The following is a 20746-nucleotide window of genomic DNA, read 5'->3' on the forward strand; positions in this document are numbered from 1 at the left end:
CCGCCCTTCGGGCACCCTCTCCCACGAGGGGAGAGGGACGACAGAGCGATAGCGTGGCGCAAGCGTTACAGCCCCAATTCGGCGCGTTCGCGCAGGGCTTGGGCGTCGCGCAGGGAGACGTCGGGGTAGTCGGGGTCGGTGCCGACTTCGGGCAGGACTTTCCACGAGCGGGCGCAGCGATTGCCGACGGCCAAAGCCGGGACGACCGCAATGCCGGGGACGTCTTCGAGGCGGAAGCCATCGGCCGGGCCTTCGCTGGTTGCCAGGGAAATGCCCGAGGTGATGGCGATTTCGGCGAGGTCCTGGCCTTCAAGCGCGGTGAGGTAACGCGGGTCGGCGATGAAGACCTGGGGAGCGGCTTCGAGCGAAGAGCCGATGCGCTTTTCGCGGCGTTCGATTTCGAGCGCACCGGTGACCACGCGGCGGACGGCGCGGATGAGCTGCCATTTATTGGCGAGATCATCATCGAGCCATTCGGCGGGGACTTCGGGCAGCAGGCGCAGGTGGACCGAGGCGCCCTCTTCGGGGTGCCGCTCCAGCCAGCATTCTTCCATGGTGAAGACGAGGATGGGCGCGAGCCAGGCCGTGAGGCAATCAAACAGGTGATGCAGCACGGTGAGTGATGCCTTGCGGCGGACCGAGGAGATCGGATCGCAATAAAGCGCGTCCTTGCGGATATCGAAATAGAAGGCAGACAATTCGATATTCATGAAATTGCCGAGCAGGGTCACCACGCGGCGGAAATCATATTCCTTGAAGGCGGTGCGGACCTGGCCGTCGAGTTGGGCCAGACGGTGCAGCATGAGCCGTTCGAGCTCAGGCATATCGGCAAAGGCGACCACGTCGGTGGGCTGGTAATGGGCGAGATTGCCCAGGAGCCAGCGCAGTGTGTTGCGCAGCTTGCGGTAGCTATCGACCGTGGTCTGGATGATTTCCTTGCCCAGGCGCAGGTCTTCCGAATAGTCGGAGGATGCCACCCAAAGGCGCAGGATATCGGCGCCATATTGCTTGATGATGTCCTGCGGGGCGACGGTATTGCCCAGCGACTTGCTCATCTTGCGGCCTTCGCCATCCATGGTGAAGCCATGCGTGAGCACGCTGTCATAGGGGGCAAAGCCGTTGGTGGCGCAGCTTTCGAGCAGCGACGAATGGAACCAGCCGCGGTGCTGGTCGGAACCTTCGAGATACATCGAGGCCGGGAATTTCAGATGCGGCCATTTCTGTTTGTTGCGCAGCACGAAGGAGTGGGTCGAACCTGAATCGAACCACACATCGAGCACGTCGGTGACCATTTCATAGTCGTCGACCTTGTACTGCGAGCCGAGATAATGCTCGGCGGCGCCGGGCTTGTACCAGGCATCGGCGCCTTCTTCCTCGAAGGATTGGGCGATGCGGTGATTGACCACTTCGTCCTTGAGGATTTCGCCAGTTTGCTTGTTGACGAAAACGGTGATCGGCACGCCCCAGGCGCGCTGACGCGACAGCACCCAATCGGGGCGGTCGGCGATCATCGAGCGGAGACGGTTCTGGCCCGCGGCGGGATAGAACTTGGTCTGGTCGATGGCGCGCAAGGCGCGGGCGCGCAATGTGTCGCCATCCTGGGCGCTGATGTCGCGGTCCATATAGACGAACCATTGCGGGGTATTGCGGAAGATCACCGGCTTTTTGGAGCGCCAGGAATGGGGGTATTGGTGCTTGACGCGGCCACGGGCGACCATGGCATGGCGCTCGGCCAAAGCCGTGATGACGCGCTGATTGGCGTCGCCCTTTTTGCCATTGTCATCGATGACGCGGGCGCCTTCGAGGCCGGGAGCGTCCTTGGTGTAGAAGCCGTCATCGCCCACCACATAGGGGATGGCGCTGTCGATGCCCTTTTCGGCGAGCACGCGGCCCGAATTCATCCAGATCTCGAAGTCGTCGAGGCCGTGGCCGGGGGCGGTGTGGACGAAGCCCGTGCCGGTATCGTCGGTGACGTGGTCGCCATCGAGCAAAGGCACATCGAAAGTGTAGCCGCCGCCAAAGCCGCGCAGCGGATGGGCGCAGGCGGTGATCGTGCCGGGATCGACATCATGCAGGCGCCTGGTGCCGGTCACCTTGGCCTTGGTGAAGACTTCGGCGGCCAGATTATCGGCCAGCACATAGCGCTCGCCGGTGGTCGCCCAATTGCCTTCGGGGGCCTCGGTGATTTCATAGAGGCCATAGCTGATCTTGGATGAATAGCTGATGGCGCGGTTGGCGGGGATGGTCCAGGGCGTAGTGGTCCAGATGACGACGAAAGCGCCATCAAGGCCACGGATGGCATCGGCGCTGGCGGCAAAGCCGCCTGCGGCCTTGGTATCGACATTGGCCGCGGCGCCCAGCACCGGGAATTTCACCCAAATGGTGTCGCTCTCGTAATCGGCATATTCGATTTCGGCTTCGGCCAAAGCGGTGCGCTCGACGACCGACCACATCACGGGCTTACTGCCGCGATAGAGCTGGCCGGACATCGAGACCTTCATCAGCTCGCGGGCGATCTGCGCCTCGGCATCAAAGCTCATGGTGAGATAGGGCACGTCCCACTCGCCCAGGATGCCCAGGCGCTTGAATTCCTCGCGCTGGATATCGACCCATTGCTCGGCAAAGGTGCGGCATTCCTGGCGGAATTCGATGATCGGAACGTCGTTCTTGTCCTTGCCCTTGGCACGGTACTGCTCTTCGATCTTCCATTCGATGGGCAGGCCGTGACAGTCCCAGCCGGGGACATAGGCAGCGTTGTTACCCAGGAATTGCTGGGACCGGCTGATCATGTCTTTCAGCGTCTTGTTGAGCGCGTGGCCGATATGGATATTGCCATTGGCGTAGGGGGGGCCGTCATGCAGGGTGAACAGGGGCCGGTCGGCGGCCTGCTCGCGCTGCAGCTTATAAATGTCCATGTCTGCCCAGCGCTTGAGCCAGACGGGCTCGCGCTCGGGCAGGCCCGCGCGCATGGGGAAAGCGGTTTCCGGGAGGAAGAGCGTCGACGAATAATCGGTTTCGGCGGCGCCCGCAGCAGTATCGGTCATGGGGTAAGCAATCGCATGGGAAGAAGTGGCCGCCTTTTAGCAAGGCGTGGGCGATGGGGCAAAGGATGATTTTGGGGGGTGGCATCGCGTTTTACCACGGTGTCATCCCGGCGTAGGCCGGGACCCATCCCGAGATCGCGGAACAGCCGCAAGGTCCATGATGGACCGATCTACCTCAGGATGGGCCCCGGCCTACGCCGGGGTGACACCGTGGAGGTGGAAAATGCCGTGCCACGACCTCGTGGTTCGACAGGCTCACCATGAGGTCTACTGAAATTAGCCCTCAACAAACCCCAGACGCGCATCGAGCGGGCTGATGGGTTTGGCCTCGGCAATGCAGGTGCGCGCCCGGCGGCTATCCCTATCCATGGCGGCGATCAACTCGTCCAGGCCGGAAAAGACTTCCTGGCCGCGAATGTGGGAGACGAGCGCCACCGAAATGGTCTGGCCGTAAATGTCGCCGGAAAAATCGAACAGGTGGGTTTCAAAGGGCGGGCGTTGATTGTCGAACATGGGCTTGCCGAAGGCGGCGACGCCGTCGAGCAGGCGATCGCCCAGGCGGGCGCGGACGGCGAAAACGCCCTGGGCGAGCTGGAAGCCGGTGGGGACGGCCATGTTCGCGGTGGGGTAGCCCAATTCGCGGCCGCGCTGATCGCCCTTTTCGACTTCGCCCTCGAAGAACCAGTGATAGCCGAGCAGGCGATTGGCAGCGGTGACGGCGCCTTCGGAGAGGGCGGCGCGGATGCGCGAGGAGGAGATGGGCTCGTCGCCCTCATCCATCAGGCCCAGGGTTTCGACGGCAAAGCCGAGGCGGTCGCCTTCGGCCTTGAGGAAGGTGGGGGTGCCGCGGCGCTGGCGGCCGAAATGGAAATCGGTGCCGACGATGACACCGGTGACGCCCAAAGCATCGACCAGGAAACGGGAGACGAAGTCTTCCGCCTCGATCTGGGAGAAGGCGCGGTCGAAGTTCAGAATGGCGATGGCGTCGAGCCCCAGCGCTTCAGCAAGGCGCGCCTTGGCGTCACCCTGGGTGAGGCGGAACATGAAGGGGGTGGGTGCGAAAACGTCGCGCGGATGCGGCTCGAAGGTGAGCACGACGGCCGGCACGCCAGCCTGGGCGGCGCGGGCCTTGAGCACTTCGAGCACCGATTGGTGGCCGCGATGGAAGCCGTCGAAATTGCCGATGGCGACATAGGCGCCGCGCAGGGAGGCCGGAACGGCGGCCAGATCGGAGAGGCGGAGAAAATCGGGCACGGCGACTACCAGGAGAGGCGCGGCAGGAAGCCGGCCAGATGAGCGCGGCTGGGGGCGACGAGATCGGCAATAGCCTGGGGATCGGGCTTGCCGAAGGCGTCGAGTTCGGCGGCGTGGATGGAGCCGGTGATGAACAGCAGATCGAGCCCGAACTGGGCGGCGCCGGTGGCATCGGTGCGCACGCTATCGCCGATGGCCAGGACGCGGGACTTATCGAGCTTGCGGCCGGCAGCGACTTCGGCGAGGCGGAAGGCTTCTTCGTAGATCGGCTGGTAGGGCTTGCCGGCCATCAGCACCATGCCGCCCATGGCAGCGTAGAGATCGCCCAGAGCGCCGCCGCAATAGATGATCTTGTCGCCATGCTCGACCACGCGGTCGGGATTGGCGCAGATCATCGGCAGCTTGCGGGCGAGCCAGAGCTTGGCGCGCTCGCGGTACATTTCGGGGGTGTCCTCATCGGTATCGAGATCGGTGACCACGACCACTTCGGCCTCTTCGGGACCGGTGCGGCGGACATTGAGGCCTTCGTAGAGCGCGTCATCTTCGGTGGCGGGGCCAACATGGTGGATGGCGCGGCCGGAATATTTGGCGATCATGGTGCGGGTGGCGTCGCCCGAGGAAACGATGGCGTCATAGGCTTCGCGCACGACGCCCAGATCATCGAGCAGATCGACGATGGGACCGGATGGCCGGGGCGCATTGGTGATGAAGACGGCCTTGCCCCCTGCCCGGCGGAATTCGGCCAGCGCCTCGACGGCACTGGGGAACGCGGCGACCCCGTTATGCACCACGCCCCAGACGTCGCTGAGGACGGCATCGTAACGGCCCGCCAGATCGGAAAGACCGGCGATGTTGGGAATGGTCTGGGTCATGGCAGGGATCCGGCGCGGTGGAAGGCACGTCCTATGTGGCAGCTTGGGGCGCAGGATCAAGCAAAAAGCGGCGCGGGGCGGGTTTGCAATGGGTGCAGGAGGGGCCTAGACCTCGGCGCGCTGGCGGGTGACCTGGCGGAGGGGTTCGGTCATGAGGTCGGGGCGGATGGGGCCGGGGCTGGCGATGTAGGGGCCCTGGACCAGGGTGATGCCGGTATCGAGCAGTTCGACGATCTGGGCTTCGCCGGCAATGCCGGTAGCGAGCAGAGTGACATCGAAGCGGGCGAGGTAATTGGCGATATCGGCGGGGGGATAGTCGGTGAAATCCTCGGGGCGCTCGATGAAACGGGCGGCGTCGATGCGCAGGGAGCGGACGCCCTGGGCGGCGAGTTCGGCGATATCGACGCGCAGGGAGGTGACGCCCGACAGCGAGAAGCTGACGCCTTTTTTGGCGATGGCATCGGCAATGGCGCGCTCGCCGGTGGTGAGGGCTTGCCACTGGGTGGCGTTGATGCGGAAGCTCAGCGCGGCGGCGATGGCGCGATTAGCCTCGAGTGTGGCCATGAGTTGGCCGAAGCCTTCGGCAGTGCCCAGGGTGGCGCGGGAGAGCGGAATATAGAGATTGACCGGCTGGCCGCCGGTGCGGGCGCGGCGGGCGATGGTGATGGCTTCGAGCAGGCCCACAGCCTCGATCTGGGTCAGCACATCATCGCCGCCCTGGCTGGGCATGAAATCGGCACTGTCGGCCAGATCGCCATTTTCCAGCGTGAGGCGGGGCACCAGATCGTAACCCTGCGGGCGGCGCTGGGGCAGCGTGACGATGGGCTGGGCGTGATAGATGAGGCGGTTTTCGGCGACCGAGCGGCGCAGCGTATCGAGCGGGATGATCGGCTCGGGCTCGCGTGTATTGGCCGGCAGCGGGGCAGTGCCAATGGGGCGGCGCGCGGGGCCGGGACGAGCGGCGCGTTCTTCGATTTCGGCGACGGCTTCGGCGACCTGGCGGATGACGGTGCCCAGAACGGAAATGTCGGCTTCGACGCCTTCGAGGCGCCCGCCAGCATCGAGATCCGTCAGGGCATTGATGCGCTGGCCCAGCACGGCGCCGGCCTGGGCATCGGTGGCAAGCAGGCGGGAGAGATCTTCAATGGCCTTTTCGAGCCGGCGTTCGGCGCGCTGGCGCAGGCTGCGCTCGAGCAGGACGACGCAGACGCAGCCAAAGACCACGGCGGCGAGAATGGCTTCGGCGGGGGTGAAGGTCAGGCCGAAATAGGCGATGGCGCCAATGCCCACCGCTGCAAGTCCGATGAATGTGTAAACCAGTGCCTGCACGGGCGGACCTGAACCCTTTCCACGCGCCGGGATTCGGCTTCCCCTTCTAGCATCGCGCTATCCCGGGCAAAAGCGGCATTGGCGGGTTACCCCCTTCTGCTCTAGGTGACCAGCAGATGCCAGCTGCGGGAGAAGTAGCGGCGGTAGAGGTAGAGCTGGGCGGCGCCGGTGGCTGCGGCGGAGCTGGCCTGGACGCCGGGCTCGACGCGTGGCCGCGGGCGCACCAGATCGGGGATCTGGGCGAGATAATGGGTGGTCCGCTCAAGCAGACGGGCCAGGATGGCGCGGGGAATGACCCCGTCGATCACGGCCTTTTCGATATCGATCATGGCGCGGGTGCTGAGCACGGCGGTGGCGAGGGCCCGCCCAGCCTCATCGATCCAGGCGGAGGCGACGGGTTCGAGTGCGGTCCAATCCCACTCCTGCGGGAAGCCGCGCGGACGGCGCATTCCGGCCTCCGTCAGGCGGCGATCGAGTGCGTTGAGCGAGGCCACCATATGGGCATAGGTGGGCGCGCCATCGGCACCGGCGACGATGATGCTGCCCAGATCGGCGGCATTGCCCGAGGGGTCCTCCCACAGCGCGCCATTCATGACGATGCCGGCGCCCACAAAAGTGCCGACCTGGAAATAGGCGAAGGTGGTGGGGCGCGGTAGTGGCTGGGCCAGGATTTCGGCCCAGCAGGCGGCGCTGCCGTCATTGAACCAATCGGTGGGCAGGCCGGTCGCTGCGGCAAGGCGGGCGGCGACATCAATGCTGCGCCAGAGCTCGACCTGTTCGGGCGGCCCGCCGATGCGCTCGATGCTGCCGTGAATGAAGGTGGGCGCGGCCAGGCCAATGCCGACCAGCCGCTCGAGATCCTGCGGCGACAGGGCGTCGCGCATGATCTGCACATCGGCGGCCAGATCGGCGAAAATCCTGGTTGCGTCGGGATATTCGTAGCTGGAGCGCAGGGTGGCGAGGGTGCGTCCGGCCAGGTCGTAGAGCAGGACTTCACGGTGGCGCCAGCCGATTTCGACGCCAATGCAATAGGCGCCGCGGGGGTTGAGAAAAAGGGGCGTGGCCGGCTGGCCGCGGCGGCCGCGCAGCACTTCGCCACGCATCACCATGGAGCGGGCTTCGAGGTCGGAGACGATGCGCGAGGTGGTTTGCGGCCCAAGCCCGGTGCGTCGGGCCAGATCGGCATTGGACAGGCCTGGGAAAATGGCGACCAGCGTCAGCACCGCGCGTTCATTGGCGATGCGCACCCCGGCCTGGGCAACGCCGCGGCCGATGGGTACGAACATGTCGACGGGGGGTTGGTCTTCTTCCATGGCGGCGACTTAATCGTGTGTGCGCGCAGCGATCAAGCACCGAAACGGCACGCTCGAATACGGTTTATTTACCCTGTTGACCAACAATCGGGGCAACACCGGAAATGGGCGCCATGACGGCGTGCCGAAGCCGGGCGGATTTGACGTTTAAAGGACCGGCCGTATGGCGATGCACACTCGAAGCGACAGCATGTCGCAGGGCCGTTTGCTGCTGGTCGAGCGCGATGCGGTCGCCGCACAGCTTACTGCCGAAGGACTGGCGCAGAACCTGGTCACCGCGCCGCGAATCACGCTCGCCGCGACCGGACGGCAGGCGGCCGACGCGCTGCGCGAAGGGCGTTTCGATATTGTTCTGGCGGATTTATCGAGCCTGAGCGACCTGGATGAGCGGAGCGAAGAGGCGGTGGCGCGGATGACGCGGCTGGCCAATGGTGCACTAATGCTGGCGCTGTCGGACGGGGCATCGGTTTCGGCTGCCGTGGGCGCAATGCGTGCCGGGGCACATGATTATATGGCCAAGCCCGTGACCGGACCGGCTTTGGCCGCCAAGATCGGCGAATTGGCCGAGCGGCATGGCAAGGGTCGCGCGCTCAGCCTTGAGGCCAATAGCGGCGGGCGGATGGCCGATTATGCCGGATTTATCGGCGCTTCGAGCGCCATGCAGTTCGTTTATGAGCAGATCGGGCGGATTGCCACCTCATCGGCGCCGGTGTTCATTACCGGCGAAAGCGGCACGGGCAAGGATGTGTGCGCCGAGGCGCTGCATGCCGAAGGGCCGCGGGCCGGCAAGCGCATGGTGGCGATCAATTGCGCGGCCATTCCGCGCGATTTGATGGAAAGCGAATTGTTCGGCGTGGCGCGGGGTGCCTTTACCGGCGCGCATGAAGACCGCAAGGGTGCGGCGGAACTGGCCGATGGCGGCACACTGTTTCTCGATGAAATCGGGGAAATGGACCTGTCGCTGCAGAGCAAGCTGCTGCGGTTCTTGCAGACCGGGACCCTGAGCCGGGTGGGTGAATCGGGCGTGCGGCGGGTTGATGTGCGGGTGATCTGCGCCACCAATCGCAACCCGATGCAGCTGATTTCCGAGAAGAAGTTCCGCGAGGACCTGTTCTACCGGCTGCATGTGCTGCCCATTCATTTGCCGCCACTGCGGCAGCGGCCGACCGATATCATGGTGCTGGCGCGGCATTTCCTCGAGCATTACGGGCGGGAAGAGCATAAGGGCTTTTCCGGCTTTACCAGCGAGGCCGGTGCCGTCCTGGCGGCGGCGAATTGGCCGGGCAATGTACGGCAATTGCAGAACCTGGTGCGGCGGCTGGTGGTGATGTTCGACGGCGGGGAAATCACCGCCGCCATGCTGTCGGCAGCCGATGTGGAATCGCGTGGCACCATGGCCGTGGCGACGCCTGCGCCGGGGCGGCGGCCGGCGATCCTGCCGATGTGGCAGCAGGAACAGCGCATTATCGAGGACGCCATTGCCAGCTTTGGCGGCAATGTCTCGCTGGCGGCGGCGGCGCTGGAAATCAGCCCATCGACGATCTATCGCAAGCGGCAGGGCTGGGCGGAGATGGGCGTGGCGGGCGCGGCTTAGCGCCAAACGACGCCTATTCCAGTCCGGCGCTCGCGCGCAGGGCGGCGTTGATGCGGTCTTGCCAGCCGGGGCCCTCGTCCTGGAAATGCTCCAGCACATCGCGGTCGAGGCGCAGCGAGACCAGTTCCTTGCCGCTGGGCGGCGTTATCGTCTTTGGCGCGGGCGCGGCTTCGGCTGGCTTGCTGGTTACCGCCTTGAAGGCGGCTTCAGCCTGATCGAGGGCGCTGCCGCCGCGGCGCATGGGTGGTCGTGTCATGATCGGTTCCCTTTTCTCCGTTTTGCCATCGGGCGGGATCGCCGACAACGAAAAAGGCGCGGTGTTTCCACCGCGCCTCCTGCAAAGTCCGTGACTGGGAAGTAACGAGACTTCGTAGCTCTGGATGTAGCTGGATTAGAAATCCATGCCGCCCATGCCGCCCATGCCGCCGCCGCCCGGCATTGCCGGTGCTGCGTCCTTGGGGGCTTCAACGATGAGCGCTTCGGTGGTGATCAGGAGCGAAGCAACCGAGGCTGCGTCCTGGAGGGCCGTGCGAACCACCTTCACCGGATCGATAACGCCGAGAGCCACGAGATCACCATATTCGCCGGTTGCGGCATTGTAGCCGAAGGTCAGCGAGGAATTCTCGAGGATCTTGCCGACGACGACGGAGCCTTCGGCACCAGCATTGTTGGCGATCGTGCGCACGGGCTCCTGCAGAGCGCGCTTGACGATGGCGATACCAGCGGCCTGATCGGCATTGGCACCCTTGACGGTCATGGCATTGGAAGCACGCAGCAGCGCAACGCCACCACCAGCAACGATACCTTCTTCAACGGCAGCGCGGGTTGCGTTCAGCGCGTCGTCGACGCGGTCCTTGCGCTCCTTGACTTCGACTTCCGTCGAGCCGCCAACCTTGATCACTGCAACGCCACCGGCGAGCTTCGCCAGACGTTCCTGCAGCTTTTCCTTGTCGTAGTCCGAAGTGGTTTCTTCGATCTGCGCCTTGATCTGGCCAACGCGACCCTGGATGTCTTCCTTGGTGCCAGCACCATCGACGATGGTGGTGTTTTCCTTGGTGATTTCAACGCGCTTGGCAGTGCCCAGCATGTCGATGGTCACGTTCTCGAGCTTGATGCCGAGATCTTCCGAGATCACCTGGCCACCGGTCAGGATGGCGATGTCTTCGAGCATGGCCTTGCGGCGATCGCCGAAGCCCGGAGCCTTGACGGCAGCAACCTTGAGGCCGCCACGCAGACGGTTGACGACGAGGGTCGCGAGAGCCTCACCTTCAATGTCTTCGGCAATGATCAGCAGCGGGCGCTGGCTCTGCACAACCGATTCGAGGATCGGCAGGATAGCCTGCAGATTGCTCAGCTTCTTCTCGTGCAGGAGGATCACGGGATCTTCCAGAACGGCGGTCATCTTCTCGGCATTGGTCACGAAGTAGGGCGACAAGTAGCCGCGGTCGAACTGCATGCCTTCGACGACTTCGAGCTCGGTCTCAGCGGTCTTGGCTTCTTCGACGGTGATCACACCCTCATTGCCGACCTTCTGCATGGCTTCGGCAATCATTTCGCCGATCGAGGTCTCGCCATTGGCCGAGATCGTGCCGACCTGAGCGACTTCCGAAGACGACTTGATCTTGGACGAAGCGGCCTTGAGCGAAGCAACGACTTCTTCAACAGCCAGATCGATACCGCGCTTCAGATCCATCGGGTTGAAGCCGGCGGCAACAGCCTTGACGCCTTCGACAACGATAGCCTGACCCAGAACGGTCGCGGTGGTGGTGCCGTCGCCGGCAATGTCATTGGTCTTGGAAGCAACCGAACGCAGCAGCTGTGCGCCCAGGTTTTCGAACTTGTCTTCCAGTTCGATTTCCTTGGCAACGGTCACGCCGTCCTTGGTGATGCGCGGTGCGCCAAAGGACTTTTCGATAACGACGTTACGACCCTTGGGGCCGAGCGTTACCTTGACGGCGTTAGCCAGGATATTGACGCCGCGCAGCATCTTGTCGCGAGCATCGGTGGAGAATTTGACTTCTTTAGCGGCCATGAGGGGCGCTCCTTAAGTACGGACAAAAAGAATGGGCAACTGAAGGGTTTAGCCTTCGATGATGCCCATGATGTCGGATTCTTTCATGATCAGCAGGTCTTCGCCGTCGACCTTGACTTCGGTGCCGCTCCACTTGCCGAACAGCACGCGGTCGCCAGCCTTCACGTCGAGTGCGACAGTCTTGCCAGCGTCGTCACGGGCGCCGGGGCCCACGGAAACGATCACGCCCTCGGAGGGCTTTTCCTTGGCGGTGTCGGGGATGATGATCCCGCCTTTAGTCTTTTCTTCGCTGTCGAGGCGACGGACGACCACGCGGTCGTGCAGAGGACGGAAGCCCATGATTGCTCCTATGGCATCAATTTCAATGCAATATCGGGCCTGTTAGCACTCGATATGGGAGAGTGCTAACAGGGTGCAGCGGATATAGGAGGGGGGCTTTGCGGAGTCAAGACAAACGCAGCCGGCCGGAAGCAAACTTTGCCTATCGCAGAACGATGAAGCCATTGCGACACCGGCCTTGCCCCTATACCACAGGGGCCGATTTTCCCGGGTATTTGGACGCGTCATGGCCAGCACCGATGTTTCTCCCCGCTCGTCCGCCAATCCGGCGGTTTGGGCGCTTGTTCTGATCGGCGTTGCGCTGGTGCTGCGGCTGTGGGGGGCGACAGCCATCGGGCTGGGCACGGGAGAGGCCTATTATGTCAGCAGCGCCCGCGAGCTGCAGCTGAGCTATTTCGACCAGCCGCCGCTGTCGCTGTGGATCATCTGGGCGACTATGAAGTTGACCGGTTCGGAAGCGGTGTGGGTGCTGCGGCTGCCCTTCGTGCTGATGTTCGTGGTGACCTCCTGGCTGGTGTACCGCCTGGGCGAAAAGGTGCATTCGGGCTGGGCGGGCTTTTATGCCGTGCTGATCCTCAATGCCTCGGCGATCTTCTCGCTGTCGGTGGGCAGCTGGCTGCAGCCCGATGCGCCGATGATGCTGTTCTGGGCGGCCACCTGCCTGGTGCTGGTCGATATTTTCTGCGGGCAAGGCGGGGAGCGGCCATGGCGCAATTGGCTCTTGGCCGGGCTATGGCTGGGGCTTACGCTGCTGTCGAAATATCATGGCGCGTTCATTGGGCTGGGCGCGGCTATTTTCATGCTGGCCAATGGCAATGCGCGCCGCTGGTTTGCCCATCCGGCGCCTTATGTCGCGGCGCTGCTGGCGCTGGTCATCTTCCTGCCGGTGCCGATCTGGAATGCGCAGAACCACTGGGTTTCCTTCGCCTTTCAGGGCGGGCGGGCGCTGGCGGAGGAAGGCTGGAACTGGGCGCGGCTGATCCGCATGATTGTGGGCCAACTGCTCTATATCGTGCCCTGGCTGGCGCTGCCGGCGATCTGGGTCGGGCTGCGCGCCATTTTCGCCGGGCCGCGTGCACGATATCCCGAGGGCAGTGTGCCGGGTGCGGCTGCTTTGCTGGCCTATATCGGCGTGCCGCCGGTGATCTTCTTTACCCTGGTTGCCCTGTGGTCGGATACGCAGTTTCATTTCCACTGGCAGGCGCCGGGCTATATGTCGCTGTTCATCATCCTGGCCGCTGCGACCGCCGTTATCGCGCGGCGGCGTGTCTGGCTGATCCGGTCGTGGCTGGGCGCGACCGTGGCTGTTACCGTGCTGCTGATCGGGGCGCTGCTGAGCCATGCAGCGACGGGCTGGGCGCGGCAGGCGTTTCCGGGCCAGTGGGAAGACCCCACCGTGCCGCAAATGGCTTGGACGGAAGTGGGCGAGGCGCTGACCCGGCTTAATGCCTTTGCCAATCCCGATACGTTTGTGGGCAGCCTCAACTGGATCGATTGCGGGTATCTCGATGCGCAGACCGCCGGCCGGGTGCCGCTGCCCTGCATTGGCGATGATCCGCGCAATATCGCTTTCAACGTCAACCTGGCGGACCTGGCTGGGCGCAGCGGCTATTTCGTCACCCGCACCAGCGATCCGCAGGCGGCAATTGCGTATCTGTCGCCGCTGTTCGACAGCGTGACGCTGGCCGAGAAGGTGGATATCCACCGCAATGGGCTAGTGGAAATCCCCGACCTGCAAATCCTGGCGGCGACCAATTTCCATTTTGATGGGCCAGTGCCCGGGGTTTCTGGTCGTACGGTTTCGCTGCTGGAATTGCCGCGTACTGCCATTACCCATGTGGAGGGGGCATTGAGCGGTTCGGGCAATGTGGAGCTGTGGTTTGACGGGGCGCTGCTGGGCTCGGTTGCCGTTGCAGGCGGCAGTCCGTTTGCCTTTGATACGCCGGGCCGCTGGGATGTCGGCGCGCGCACCGTGACGCTCGAAATCCGGGGTAGCGAGGGTGTACAGTTTACCGGGGTTTCGATCACGCGGAAGTAGGCTGCGGTGGTGCGCCTGTCGCAACCCCTGCCAAATTGCTGCGTTAGGTTGGGGTAACAGGAGACGCCTCATGGCACGCCAATGCCTCGACAAGGATATCAAGATCAAACCGGCAGAGGGCCGGGTGCATGTGATTTATGACGGCGCCGAGATCGCCAGTTCGCTCAATGCGCTTGAACTGGACGAGCCGGGCGCGCCGCTGCGCATCTATCTGCCGCGCGAGGATGTGCAGCCGGGGATTTTGGAAGCCTCGGAAACCAAAACGGTGTGCCCCTACAAGGGAGAAGCGTTCTATTATACGCTCAAGACCCTGACCGCGACCGGGCCGGACCAGGTCTGGTATTATCCCGACCCCTGCCCGCTGGTCGAACCGATCCGCGACTATCTGGCGTTCTGGGGCGATCGGATCGAATATAGGCGCAGTGACGTCTAGAGGCGGCTAAATCGCCAAAAACCCTCTTCCCCCTCGCGGCCACCTGCTGCATAAGACGGCCATGACCCAATTCACCGCACCCCTCGCCATCAAGCTGCGCCTCACGGGCGGCAGCGGCCCCAATGCAAACTGGCACTGGGAAATCCACGACGCCGACGCCAAGGTCATCAAGACCGGCAGCGCCGTGGGTCCCGAGCACAAGGCGTTCGCCACCGCGCGCATCGCCAAGGAAAAGCTAGAGCAAACCGCCGGCAATTAGCCGCGCCCAAAAGCTGCCTTTGGCAGCACGAGATGTCCGTGACCAGTCTCCCTGCATCCAGTGCCTCCTCCGCTCACGCCGGGGGCACGCATGCATTGCGCGGCATCGGGTTCAAGGTCGCTTCGGTCTGCATCTTTGTCATCATGGCCACCTGTCTCAAGGCGGCCCAAGGCATTCCCGCCGGCCAGCTGGTGTTCTTCCGTTCGCTGTTTGCCATCATCCCGGTGATCGGCTGGCTGCTGTGGAAACGCCAGCTCGTGAGCGGGCTCAAGACCGCCAATCCGCTCGGGCATGTGCTGCGCGGGTTGATCGGGGTGGCCTCGATGGGGCTGGGCTTTTTCGGCCTGACCAAGCTGCCGCTGCCCGAATCCACGGCCATCGGCTATGCCTCGCCGCTTCTATTGGTCATTCTGGGCGCGCTGCTGCTCAAGGAACGCGTGTTCATTTATCGCTGGACCGCGGTGATTGTCGGGCTGGCCGGGGTGGGTATCATGCTGTGGCCAAGGTTGACGCTGCTGACCAATCCCGAGGGCCTGGGCGCCGAGGAAACGCTGGGTGTCATTGCCGCCCTGGGCGCGGCCTTCCTGAGCGCCTTTGCCATGCTGCAGGTGCGCCGGCTGGTGCAGACCGAGCGTACCGAAGCCATTGTGCTGTATTTCTTCGTCACGGCGAGCCTGTTGTCGCTACTGACCGCGCCCTTTGGCTGGGTGTGGCCCAATCCGCAGCAGGCGGCATTGCTGGTTACGGCCGGCATTGCAGGCGGTATCGCGCAAATCCTGCTGACGGCCTGCTATCGCTATGCGGACCTGTCGGTCATCGCGCCGTTTGAATATACCTCGCTGCTGCTGAGCCTCGTGGTGGGATATTTCATCTTCGGCGACATGCCGACACTGATGATGATCATCGGCGCCTCGATCGTGGTCTGCTCGGGCATATTCGTGGTGCTGCGCGAGCATTATCTGGGGCTCGACCGGATCCGGTCGCGCGAGGCCAACACACCCTAGCGGAAGAAGATCAGCTTGAGCGCCAGGGCGATCGACACCACGGCGACCACGGGGCGGATGATCCTGGCGCCGTAGCGGATGCCAGTGCGGGCGCCGATATAGCCGCCGGCCAATTGGCCGATCGCCATGGCGATGGCGGCGGGCCAGACCACATCGCCGGCCGGGATGAAAATGACCAGCGCGGCAAGGTTGGACACCAGATTCAGCGCCTTGGTGTGACCCGAGGCACGGGTAAGCCCAAGCCCAAACAGGGTGACAAAGCCGATGGTGAAGAACGAGCCGGTGCCGGGGCCGAAAATGCCATCGTAAAAGCCGAGGACCAGGCCCATGAGCGGCACGAAGCGGGCAAAGGGCAGGCGCGCAGCCTTGTCGGCATCGGACAGGTTTGGTGCGAAGACGAAATAGAGCGCGATGCCGATCAGCGCGATGGGCACGGCCAGGGTGAGCAGGCTGGTATCGAGTTGCTTGACCGCCAGGGCGCCGCAGAAGCTGCCGGCAAAGGTGAGGGCAATGGCGGGGATCAGCGTTTTGAACGCGATGAAGCCGCGGCGCCAATAGGTGAAGGTGGCCATGGCGGTGCCGACCACGCCCTGCAGCTTGTTGGTGGCGAGCGCCGCAACCGGCGGCAGGCCGGCCGCCAGGAGCACGGGAATGCCGATCATGCCGCCGCCGCCGGCAATGGCATCGACAAAGCCGGCCAGCATGCCGACCGCGGCCAGCGCCAGAAGAATCAGTGGATCGGAAATCATGTCGGGCCTGGTGGGTCGGGTGCGGCGGCGTGTTGTGAGGCAAATCGGTGCGGCGGGCAAGCCGGCCCAGCCGCCTCCACCGCCTCCGCCCCCGCCGCCACTATCTCCGCTGCTACTGCCGCTATCTCCGCTGCTGCTGCCGCTATCGTGGCTGGAATGGCTGTCGTGGCCGGAATGGCTATCGCTGCCGCCGTGATAGTGACCATCACCGCTGGAAGTGCCGGCGTCGCCACCATAGGCGGAGCCGGAATTGCCGGAGCGGCGTGCGCGGCGGTTGATGCGGCTCCCGCCGATTGTCTTGATCATCAGAAGCAGCACACTGCCCCAGACGAGAGGGACCAAAAGCGCCAGAAGAAGCAGTTCCATGGCGTCCTGCTGATCAGAAATCCGTTTCGGCAGCAAGACGTGTCAGCAGCGACTGCATGCTGGCGCGGCGGGGGGCGGACCAGTCGGCGGTGCGCGAGACGATCAGGCAGGCCTGGCTTTGCAGCATGACGCCATCTTCGAGGACGCGCAGATTGTTGGCGGCGAGGGTCGAGCCGGTAGTGGTGATGTCGACCACTATATCGGCCACGCCGGAGGCGGGGGCGGCCTCGGTGGCACCCAGGCTTTCAACGGTACGGTATTCGGCAATGCCGGCCCTGGCGAAATGCTGGCGGGTGATGGTGATGTATTTGGTGGCGATGCGCAGCCAGCGGCCGTGGCGCGAGCGGAAATCGGACGCCACATCGGCCAGGTCGTGCAGATGGGTGACATCGATCCAGGCATCGGGCACGGCGACGACGACATCGGCATGGCCGAAATCGAGCGTCTTGGCGAAGGCCACCGATTGGGGGCCGGTTTCGCTGGTTTCGTGGATGAGATCGCGCCCGGTGACGCCGATATCGATCGTGCCGCGGATCAGCTCGCGGGCGATTTCGGAGGCCGGGAAGAAGCGCACGGTGACATCGGGCAGGCCTTCAATGGCGCCCAGATAAGAACGCGCGCCGCCGGGGCGGGCAATGGTGAGCCCGTTTTGGGCGAACCAATCGCGGGTGAGTTCTTCGAGGCGGCCCTTGGAGGGGACGGCGAGGGTGATTTCACTCATGAGCGAACCTCCGCTTCGAGACGATCGACCCAGACCGAACAGCCGGAGGCGGCGATGGGGGCTTTGGCGCCGAGGCGTTCGAGCAGGCGATCATATTGGCCGCCCGAGGCCAGCACTTCGCCATTGGGGCCGGTCATTTCGAAGACGATGCCGGTGTAATAATCAAGGCGCGGGGAAAAGCTGGCATCGAAGCTGACGCGGGCTTCGCCCAGGCCATTGAGATGACGGCGAATGGCGCGGATGGGGGCGCCGAGCATCAGCCGGTGTTCGGCAGCGAGGGCCTCGATACGGGTCAGCGCCTGGAGGACCGGGCCGGAAATGGCGAGATAATCGCGCAGCAATTTGAGCGTTTTGGCGGGAACGTGGGCCGCGTCGAGCGCCTGCTGTTCGAGATAGCGGTCGGCGATTTCCTGGGGCGTGCGGCCTTCGGACAGGGAGAGGCCGGCGGCGACCATTTGCTCGGTGACATCGGCGACCAGCGCCTCGCGGGAGGGCTGTTGTTCGCGCGGCAGATCGGGCGCCAGTTCGAGCCGGGTCAGCAGGCGCTCGAGCGCTTCGGTGTGGCCGAAGCGGTGGCGGATGCGCGAGCGCCATGGATCGGGCATGTCGGCCTGGGCCAAAAGACCTTCAAACAACCCTACCCCGCCGAGGCGAACGACGGGGCTGACGCCGAAAATGGAGAGTGCGGCGCGGGCAAAGGTCAGCACCTGATCGAGCGCCACATCGCCATCGCGCTGGGCCAGCAATTCGATGCCGCCCTGATCGAATTCAGCCGCGCCGGTTTCGCGCTGGCGGAAAATGGGGCCGAGATAGGAGAAGGCGGCCGGCTCGCCCACGCCGTTGGCGATGTAATCGGCCACGATGGGCAGGGTGAAATCGGGGCGCAGGCAATATTCGGCGCCCGAGGCATCGGTGGTGAGCAACAGGCGGCGGCCGAATTCTTCGCCGGCGAGATCGAAATAGGGATCGGCCGAGAGGAGGAGTGGCGGGGTGGCGCGGGTGGCGCCCTGGGCTTCGACCAGCGATTCGAGATTGGCGCGGCGGAGAGCGGCGCCGGTCATGATGCTATCACCCGATATGTCCCAGCCATCGGGTCATTCCGGCGCAGGCCGGAATCCATGCTGTGAGCTATCCACTTGCATGGTGCCGAAAAGAGGCCTTCAGCATGGATCCCGGCCTGCGCCGGGGTGACATCGGGGATGGGGAGAGTGCGGCGGATCATTGTTCGCTCAGCAGTTTCTGGATGGCGGCGACCAAATCACCGCGCTTGACCTCGAACTGGCCGGGTCTTGCGGCTTTCCATTCGGCGTTGTCGGTAATGGCGGCGGCGGCTTCTTTGCCCGCGATCAAGTCCTTGATCTGGATGATGCCCTGGTCGCGCTCCTGGCTGCCTTCGATGATGACGGCAGGCGAATTGCGCTTATCGGCGTAGGAGACCTGCTTGCCGAAATTCTTGGTATTGCCGAGGAACATTTCGGCACGGATGCCGGCATTGCGCAGTTCGACCACCATGGCCTGGTAGCCGGCCATCTGGTCCTTGTCCATGACGAGGACGACGACGGGGCCGACCGGTTCGGTGGCTTTGAGATTGCCGGTCAGCTTGAGCGCATGGGCGAGGCGGGAGACGCCAATCGAGCAGCCCGTGGCCGGTACCGGTTCACGACGGAAGCGCGCGATAAGACCGTCATAGCGGCCACCGCTGCCGACAGCGCCGAACACCACGTCCTGGCCCTTTTCGTTCTGAACCTTGAAGGTCAATTCGATCTCGAAGACGGGGCCGGTATAATATTCGAGGCCGCGGACTACCGAGGGATCGAGGATGACGCGGCCGCTGAAGCCGGCGGCGCTGATCAGGCCGAAAATGCTGGCCAGTTCCTGCAAGCCCTGCAGGCCGGCTTCCGAACCGCCGATAAGGCCGGCAAGGGTGTTGATGGTGGCGATGACATGGGCATTGCTGCCCTTTTCGACGCCGGGGGCGGGAACGCCGCTATCGACATAGGCGAGGATGGGTTCGATCTGCGCCGGCGTGAGGCCAGCGCCCTTGGTGAAGTCACCGCTCTCGTCCTTGCGTCCGGCGCCGAGCAGGAGCTTGACGCCTTCGGGTCCGAACTTGTCGAGCTTATCGATGGCACGAAGCACCGTCAGCTTCTGCCCGTCGCTGGTGATGCCGGCGGTATCGAGGACGCCATCGAGCACCTTGCGGTTGTTGACCTTGACCACGTACTGGCCTGCTAGGCCGAGTTCGTCCATCACGTCGGCAACCATCATGTACATTTCGGCATCGGCTTCGGGGCCGCCGGCGCCGACCGTGTCGGCATCAAATTGCATGAATTGGCGGAAGCGGCCGGGGCCGGGCTTTTCGTTGCGGAACACATAGCCCTGGCGATAGGACCGATAGGGCTTGGGCAGGGTTTCGAAATTTTCGGCAAAATAGCGGGCGAGCGGCGCTGTGAGATCGTAGCGCAGGCTCATCCACTGCTCGTCATCGTCCTGCAGGGAGAAGACGCCGGCATTGGGCCGGTCGGTATCAGGCAGGAATTTGCCTAGCGTTTCGGTGAGTTCGAGCAAGGGGGTTTCGACCGGGTCGAAGCCATAGCGCTCATAGACTTTCCTGATCGTATCGATCATGGCGCCAACGGCAGCGATTTCACCGGGCGTACGGTCCTCGAAGCCACGCGGCAGGCGCGGGGCGATGAGCTTGGCTTTTTCGGTCATTTTGGGCAGTCCTTCGGGAACGGGCCGTTGTTAGCGGATCGGGCATGGAGGGGCAACAGCAGAGCGGGGGAATGTGCCCCCTCGCCTTCCGAAGAAAGCGAGGGGGCTGGGGCTACAAACCGGGCCTCCACAGGGGCGGTGGGATCTGAGGATTGTCCCCAGGCTGCAGCCATTGGTCAAAGCCGTCGGCAGGCGGCAGGCCCACATCAGCCCGCAGGCGAGCGGGCAGATCGATCACCCGCGCGATGCGGGGCCGGTTCCACCAGGCGGCGATTGCAGCCCGCAGGACGGCGAACAGGCCGCGCTGGTGCACGGCATCGGCGATGGAGAATTCAAGGCGCAGCACGATGCTGCCCTCGTTGAGTGCATTGTAAGACATAGCTTTGCCCGGCAGCGCTGTTGCGCGGACCGGCCTTCTAGGGTTGAGGAGCTTCGGGGGGCGGAATCAGGGTCAAGAAAGACCCGGCTTCAACCGGTTACGATGCTGGTTTGGGGAGTGTCCGCGACATAAAGTCGACGGTGGTGACAACAAGGAGGCGTTAGCCTCGGGCCATTGGCCGCGCGTGTGTGCCCAGATGGAGTGCATGTACAATATTCATGTAGCGCCTCCCTCTGGTCTGGCGTTGTTGGACAATTTGCTTCTAGCTCACGGGCTCGTGAGCCGCAATATGGGGTGCGGCGGGT

18 protein-coding genes are annotated in these 20746 nt (G+C 64.0%); 5 read left to right on the forward strand and 13 right to left on the reverse strand.

The window, feature by feature from the left end; translation table 11 throughout:
- Nucleotides 1–65 precede the first annotated feature (65 nt).
- The 5 genes from ileS to ACI3KW_RS21770 all read right to left on the reverse strand — a co-directional run bounded on the left by ileS (nucleotide 66) and on the right by ACI3KW_RS21770 (nucleotide 7812).
- The gene (ileS, locus tag ACI3KW_RS21750; RefSeq protein ID WP_404849825.1) at nucleotides 66–3044 is read right to left on the reverse strand and encodes an isoleucine--tRNA ligase; all 2979 of its coding nucleotides are present in this window, start codon (nucleotides 3042–3044) and stop codon (nucleotides 66–68) included.
- Between the two features lie 276 nt (nucleotides 3045–3320).
- Nucleotides 3321–4298 (reverse strand): bifunctional riboflavin kinase/FAD synthetase, encoded by a 978-nt coding sequence (locus ACI3KW_RS21755; protein WP_404849826.1) that lies wholly within the window; start codon nucleotides 4296–4298, stop codon nucleotides 3321–3323.
- Nucleotides 4299–4303: 5 nt separating this feature from the next.
- Nucleotides 4304–5170: a TIGR01459 family HAD-type hydrolase gene (locus ACI3KW_RS21760; RefSeq protein ID WP_404849827.1), complete on the reverse strand. Its 867-nt coding sequence runs from the start codon at nucleotides 5168–5170 to the stop codon at nucleotides 4304–4306.
- A gap of 105 nt (nucleotides 5171–5275) precedes the next feature.
- Complete coding sequence (locus tag ACI3KW_RS21765) at nucleotides 5276–6499, reverse strand: EAL domain-containing protein (RefSeq protein ID WP_404849828.1); 1224 nt, start codon at nucleotides 6497–6499, stop codon at nucleotides 5276–5278.
- A 101-nt stretch (nucleotides 6500–6600) separates the two neighbouring features.
- A complete protein-coding gene (locus ACI3KW_RS21770) occupies nucleotides 6601–7812 on the reverse strand; it encodes an ROK family transcriptional regulator (RefSeq protein ID WP_404849829.1) in 1212 nt (403 codons plus the stop codon).
- Nucleotides 7813–7975: 163 nt separating this feature from the next.
- Between ACI3KW_RS21770 and ACI3KW_RS21775 the strand changes: the two genes are divergently transcribed.
- Nucleotides 7976–9406: a sigma-54-dependent transcriptional regulator gene (locus ACI3KW_RS21775; protein WP_404849830.1), complete on the forward strand. Its 1431-nt coding sequence runs from the start codon at nucleotides 7976–7978 to the stop codon at nucleotides 9404–9406.
- A gap of 13 nt (nucleotides 9407–9419) precedes the next feature.
- Here the strand turns inward: ACI3KW_RS21775 and ACI3KW_RS21780 are convergent, their stop codons facing one another.
- The 3 genes from ACI3KW_RS21780 to ACI3KW_RS21790 form a co-directional block, all read right to left on the reverse strand.
- Nucleotides 9420–9662: a BrnA antitoxin family protein gene (locus tag ACI3KW_RS21780; protein ID WP_404849831.1), complete on the reverse strand. Its 243-nt coding sequence runs from the start codon at nucleotides 9660–9662 to the stop codon at nucleotides 9420–9422.
- 135 nt (nucleotides 9663–9797) lie between these two features.
- Nucleotides 9798–11438: a chaperonin GroEL gene (groL, locus tag ACI3KW_RS21785; RefSeq protein ID WP_404849832.1), complete on the reverse strand. Its 1641-nt coding sequence runs from the start codon at nucleotides 11436–11438 to the stop codon at nucleotides 9798–9800.
- Nucleotides 11439–11486: 48 nt separating this feature from the next.
- Nucleotides 11487–11777: a co-chaperone GroES gene (locus ACI3KW_RS21790; protein ID WP_113123956.1), complete on the reverse strand. Its 291-nt coding sequence runs from the start codon at nucleotides 11775–11777 to the stop codon at nucleotides 11487–11489.
- 226 nt (nucleotides 11778–12003) lie between these two features.
- Here ACI3KW_RS21790 and ACI3KW_RS21795 point away from each other — a divergent pair, with 226 nt between their 5' ends.
- The 4 genes from ACI3KW_RS21795 to ACI3KW_RS21810 all read left to right on the forward strand — a co-directional run bounded on the left by ACI3KW_RS21795 (nucleotide 12004) and on the right by ACI3KW_RS21810 (nucleotide 15511).
- Nucleotides 12004–13815 carry an ArnT family glycosyltransferase gene (locus ACI3KW_RS21795; RefSeq protein ID WP_404849834.1) on the forward strand — a complete coding sequence of 604 codons (1812 nt, stop codon included), beginning with the start codon at nucleotides 12004–12006 and terminating at the stop codon, nucleotides 13813–13815.
- A 70-nt stretch (nucleotides 13816–13885) separates the two neighbouring features.
- On the forward strand, nucleotides 13886–14248 hold the full coding sequence (locus ACI3KW_RS21800; RefSeq protein WP_404849835.1) for a DUF427 domain-containing protein: 363 nt from the start codon (nucleotides 13886–13888) through the stop codon (nucleotides 14246–14248).
- A gap of 61 nt (nucleotides 14249–14309) precedes the next feature.
- Entirely contained in the window at nucleotides 14310–14507 is a 198-nt protein-coding gene (locus ACI3KW_RS21805) for a hypothetical protein (RefSeq protein ID WP_404849836.1), read from the forward strand.
- A gap of 32 nt (nucleotides 14508–14539) precedes the next feature.
- Complete coding sequence (locus ACI3KW_RS21810; RefSeq protein ID WP_404849837.1) at nucleotides 14540–15511, forward strand: DMT family transporter; 972 nt, start codon at nucleotides 14540–14542, stop codon at nucleotides 15509–15511.
- On the opposite strand, the gene ACI3KW_RS21815 is transcribed toward ACI3KW_RS21810, so the two are convergent.
- The 5 genes from ACI3KW_RS21815 to ACI3KW_RS21835 form a co-directional block, all read right to left on the reverse strand.
- Entirely contained in the window at nucleotides 15508–16626 is a 1119-nt protein-coding gene (locus tag ACI3KW_RS21815; protein WP_404849838.1) for a TSUP family transporter, read from the reverse strand. The genes ACI3KW_RS21810 and ACI3KW_RS21815 overlap by 4 nt on opposite strands.
- Before the next feature lie 13 nt (nucleotides 16627–16639).
- The gene (gene hisG, locus ACI3KW_RS21820; RefSeq protein WP_404849839.1) at nucleotides 16640–17347 is read right to left on the reverse strand and encodes an ATP phosphoribosyltransferase; all 708 of its coding nucleotides are present in this window, start codon (nucleotides 17345–17347) and stop codon (nucleotides 16640–16642) included.
- Nucleotides 17344–18408, reverse strand: a complete 1065-nt coding sequence (locus ACI3KW_RS21825; protein WP_113123949.1) for an ATP phosphoribosyltransferase regulatory subunit — start codon at nucleotides 18406–18408, stop codon at nucleotides 17344–17346. Before ACI3KW_RS21825 ends, hisG begins: the two co-directional genes overlap by 4 nt.
- Nucleotides 18409–18565: 157 nt before the next feature.
- Entirely contained in the window at nucleotides 18566–20062 is a 1497-nt protein-coding gene (gene hisS, locus ACI3KW_RS21830) for a histidine--tRNA ligase (protein WP_404849840.1), read from the reverse strand.
- A gap of 112 nt (nucleotides 20063–20174) precedes the next feature.
- Nucleotides 20175–20441 carry a hypothetical protein gene (locus tag ACI3KW_RS21835; RefSeq protein WP_404849841.1) on the reverse strand — a complete coding sequence of 89 codons (267 nt, stop codon included), beginning with the start codon at nucleotides 20439–20441 and terminating at the stop codon, nucleotides 20175–20177.
- Between the last annotated feature and the right edge of the window lie 305 nt (nucleotides 20442–20746).

Source organism: Devosia sp. ZW T5_3 (genome assembly GCF_044987315.1).
Taxonomy (GTDB): domain Bacteria; phylum Pseudomonadota; class Alphaproteobacteria; order Rhizobiales; family Devosiaceae; genus Devosia.

What these genes read in the sequence shown, in the direction of transcription:
- ACI3KW_RS21760 (WP_404849827.1), bottom strand. Translation starts at nt 5,170, where the DNA reads ATGACCCAGACCATTCCCAACATCGCCGGTCTTTCCGATCTGGCGGGC.
- ACI3KW_RS21825 (WP_113123949.1), bottom strand. Translation starts at nt 18,408, where the DNA reads ATGACCGGCGCCGCTCTCCGCCGCGCCAATCTCGAATCGCTGGTCGAA.
- ACI3KW_RS21770 (WP_404849829.1), bottom strand. Translation starts at nt 7,812, where the DNA reads ATGGAAGAAGACCAACCCCCCGTCGACATGTTCGTACCCATCGGCCGC.
- hisS (WP_404849840.1), bottom strand. Translation starts at nt 20,062, where the DNA reads ATGACCGAAAAAGCCAAGCTCATCGCCCCGCGCCTGCCGCGTGGCTTC.
- ACI3KW_RS21775 (WP_404849830.1), top strand. Translation starts at nt 7,976, where the DNA reads ATGGCGATGCACACTCGAAGCGACAGCATGTCGCAGGGCCGTTTGCTG.
- groL (WP_404849832.1), bottom strand. Translation starts at nt 11,438, where the DNA reads ATGGCCGCTAAAGAAGTCAAATTCTCCACCGATGCTCGCGACAAGATG.
- ACI3KW_RS21835 (WP_404849841.1), bottom strand. Translation starts at nt 20,441, where the DNA reads ATGTCTTACAATGCACTCAACGAGGGCAGCATCGTGCTGCGCCTTGAA.
- ACI3KW_RS21780 (WP_404849831.1), bottom strand. Translation starts at nt 9,662, where the DNA reads ATGACACGACCACCCATGCGCCGCGGCGGCAGCGCCCTCGATCAGGCT.
- ileS (WP_404849825.1), bottom strand. Translation starts at nt 3,044, where the DNA reads ATGACCGATACTGCTGCGGGCGCCGCCGAAACCGATTATTCGTCGACG.
- ACI3KW_RS21790 (WP_113123956.1), bottom strand. Translation starts at nt 11,777, where the DNA reads ATGGGCTTCCGTCCTCTGCACGACCGCGTGGTCGTCCGTCGCCTCGAC.
- ACI3KW_RS21800 (WP_404849835.1), top strand. Translation starts at nt 13,886, where the DNA reads ATGGCACGCCAATGCCTCGACAAGGATATCAAGATCAAACCGGCAGAG.
- ACI3KW_RS21795 (WP_404849834.1), top strand. Translation starts at nt 12,004, where the DNA reads ATGGCCAGCACCGATGTTTCTCCCCGCTCGTCCGCCAATCCGGCGGTT.
- ACI3KW_RS21810 (WP_404849837.1), top strand. Translation starts at nt 14,540, where the DNA reads ATGTCCGTGACCAGTCTCCCTGCATCCAGTGCCTCCTCCGCTCACGCC.
- ACI3KW_RS21805 (WP_404849836.1), top strand. Translation starts at nt 14,310, where the DNA reads ATGACCCAATTCACCGCACCCCTCGCCATCAAGCTGCGCCTCACGGGC.
- hisG (WP_404849839.1), bottom strand. Translation starts at nt 17,347, where the DNA reads ATGAGTGAAATCACCCTCGCCGTCCCCTCCAAGGGCCGCCTCGAAGAA.
- ACI3KW_RS21815 (WP_404849838.1), bottom strand. Translation starts at nt 16,626, where the DNA reads ATGGAACTGCTTCTTCTGGCGCTTTTGGTCCCTCTCGTCTGGGGCAGT.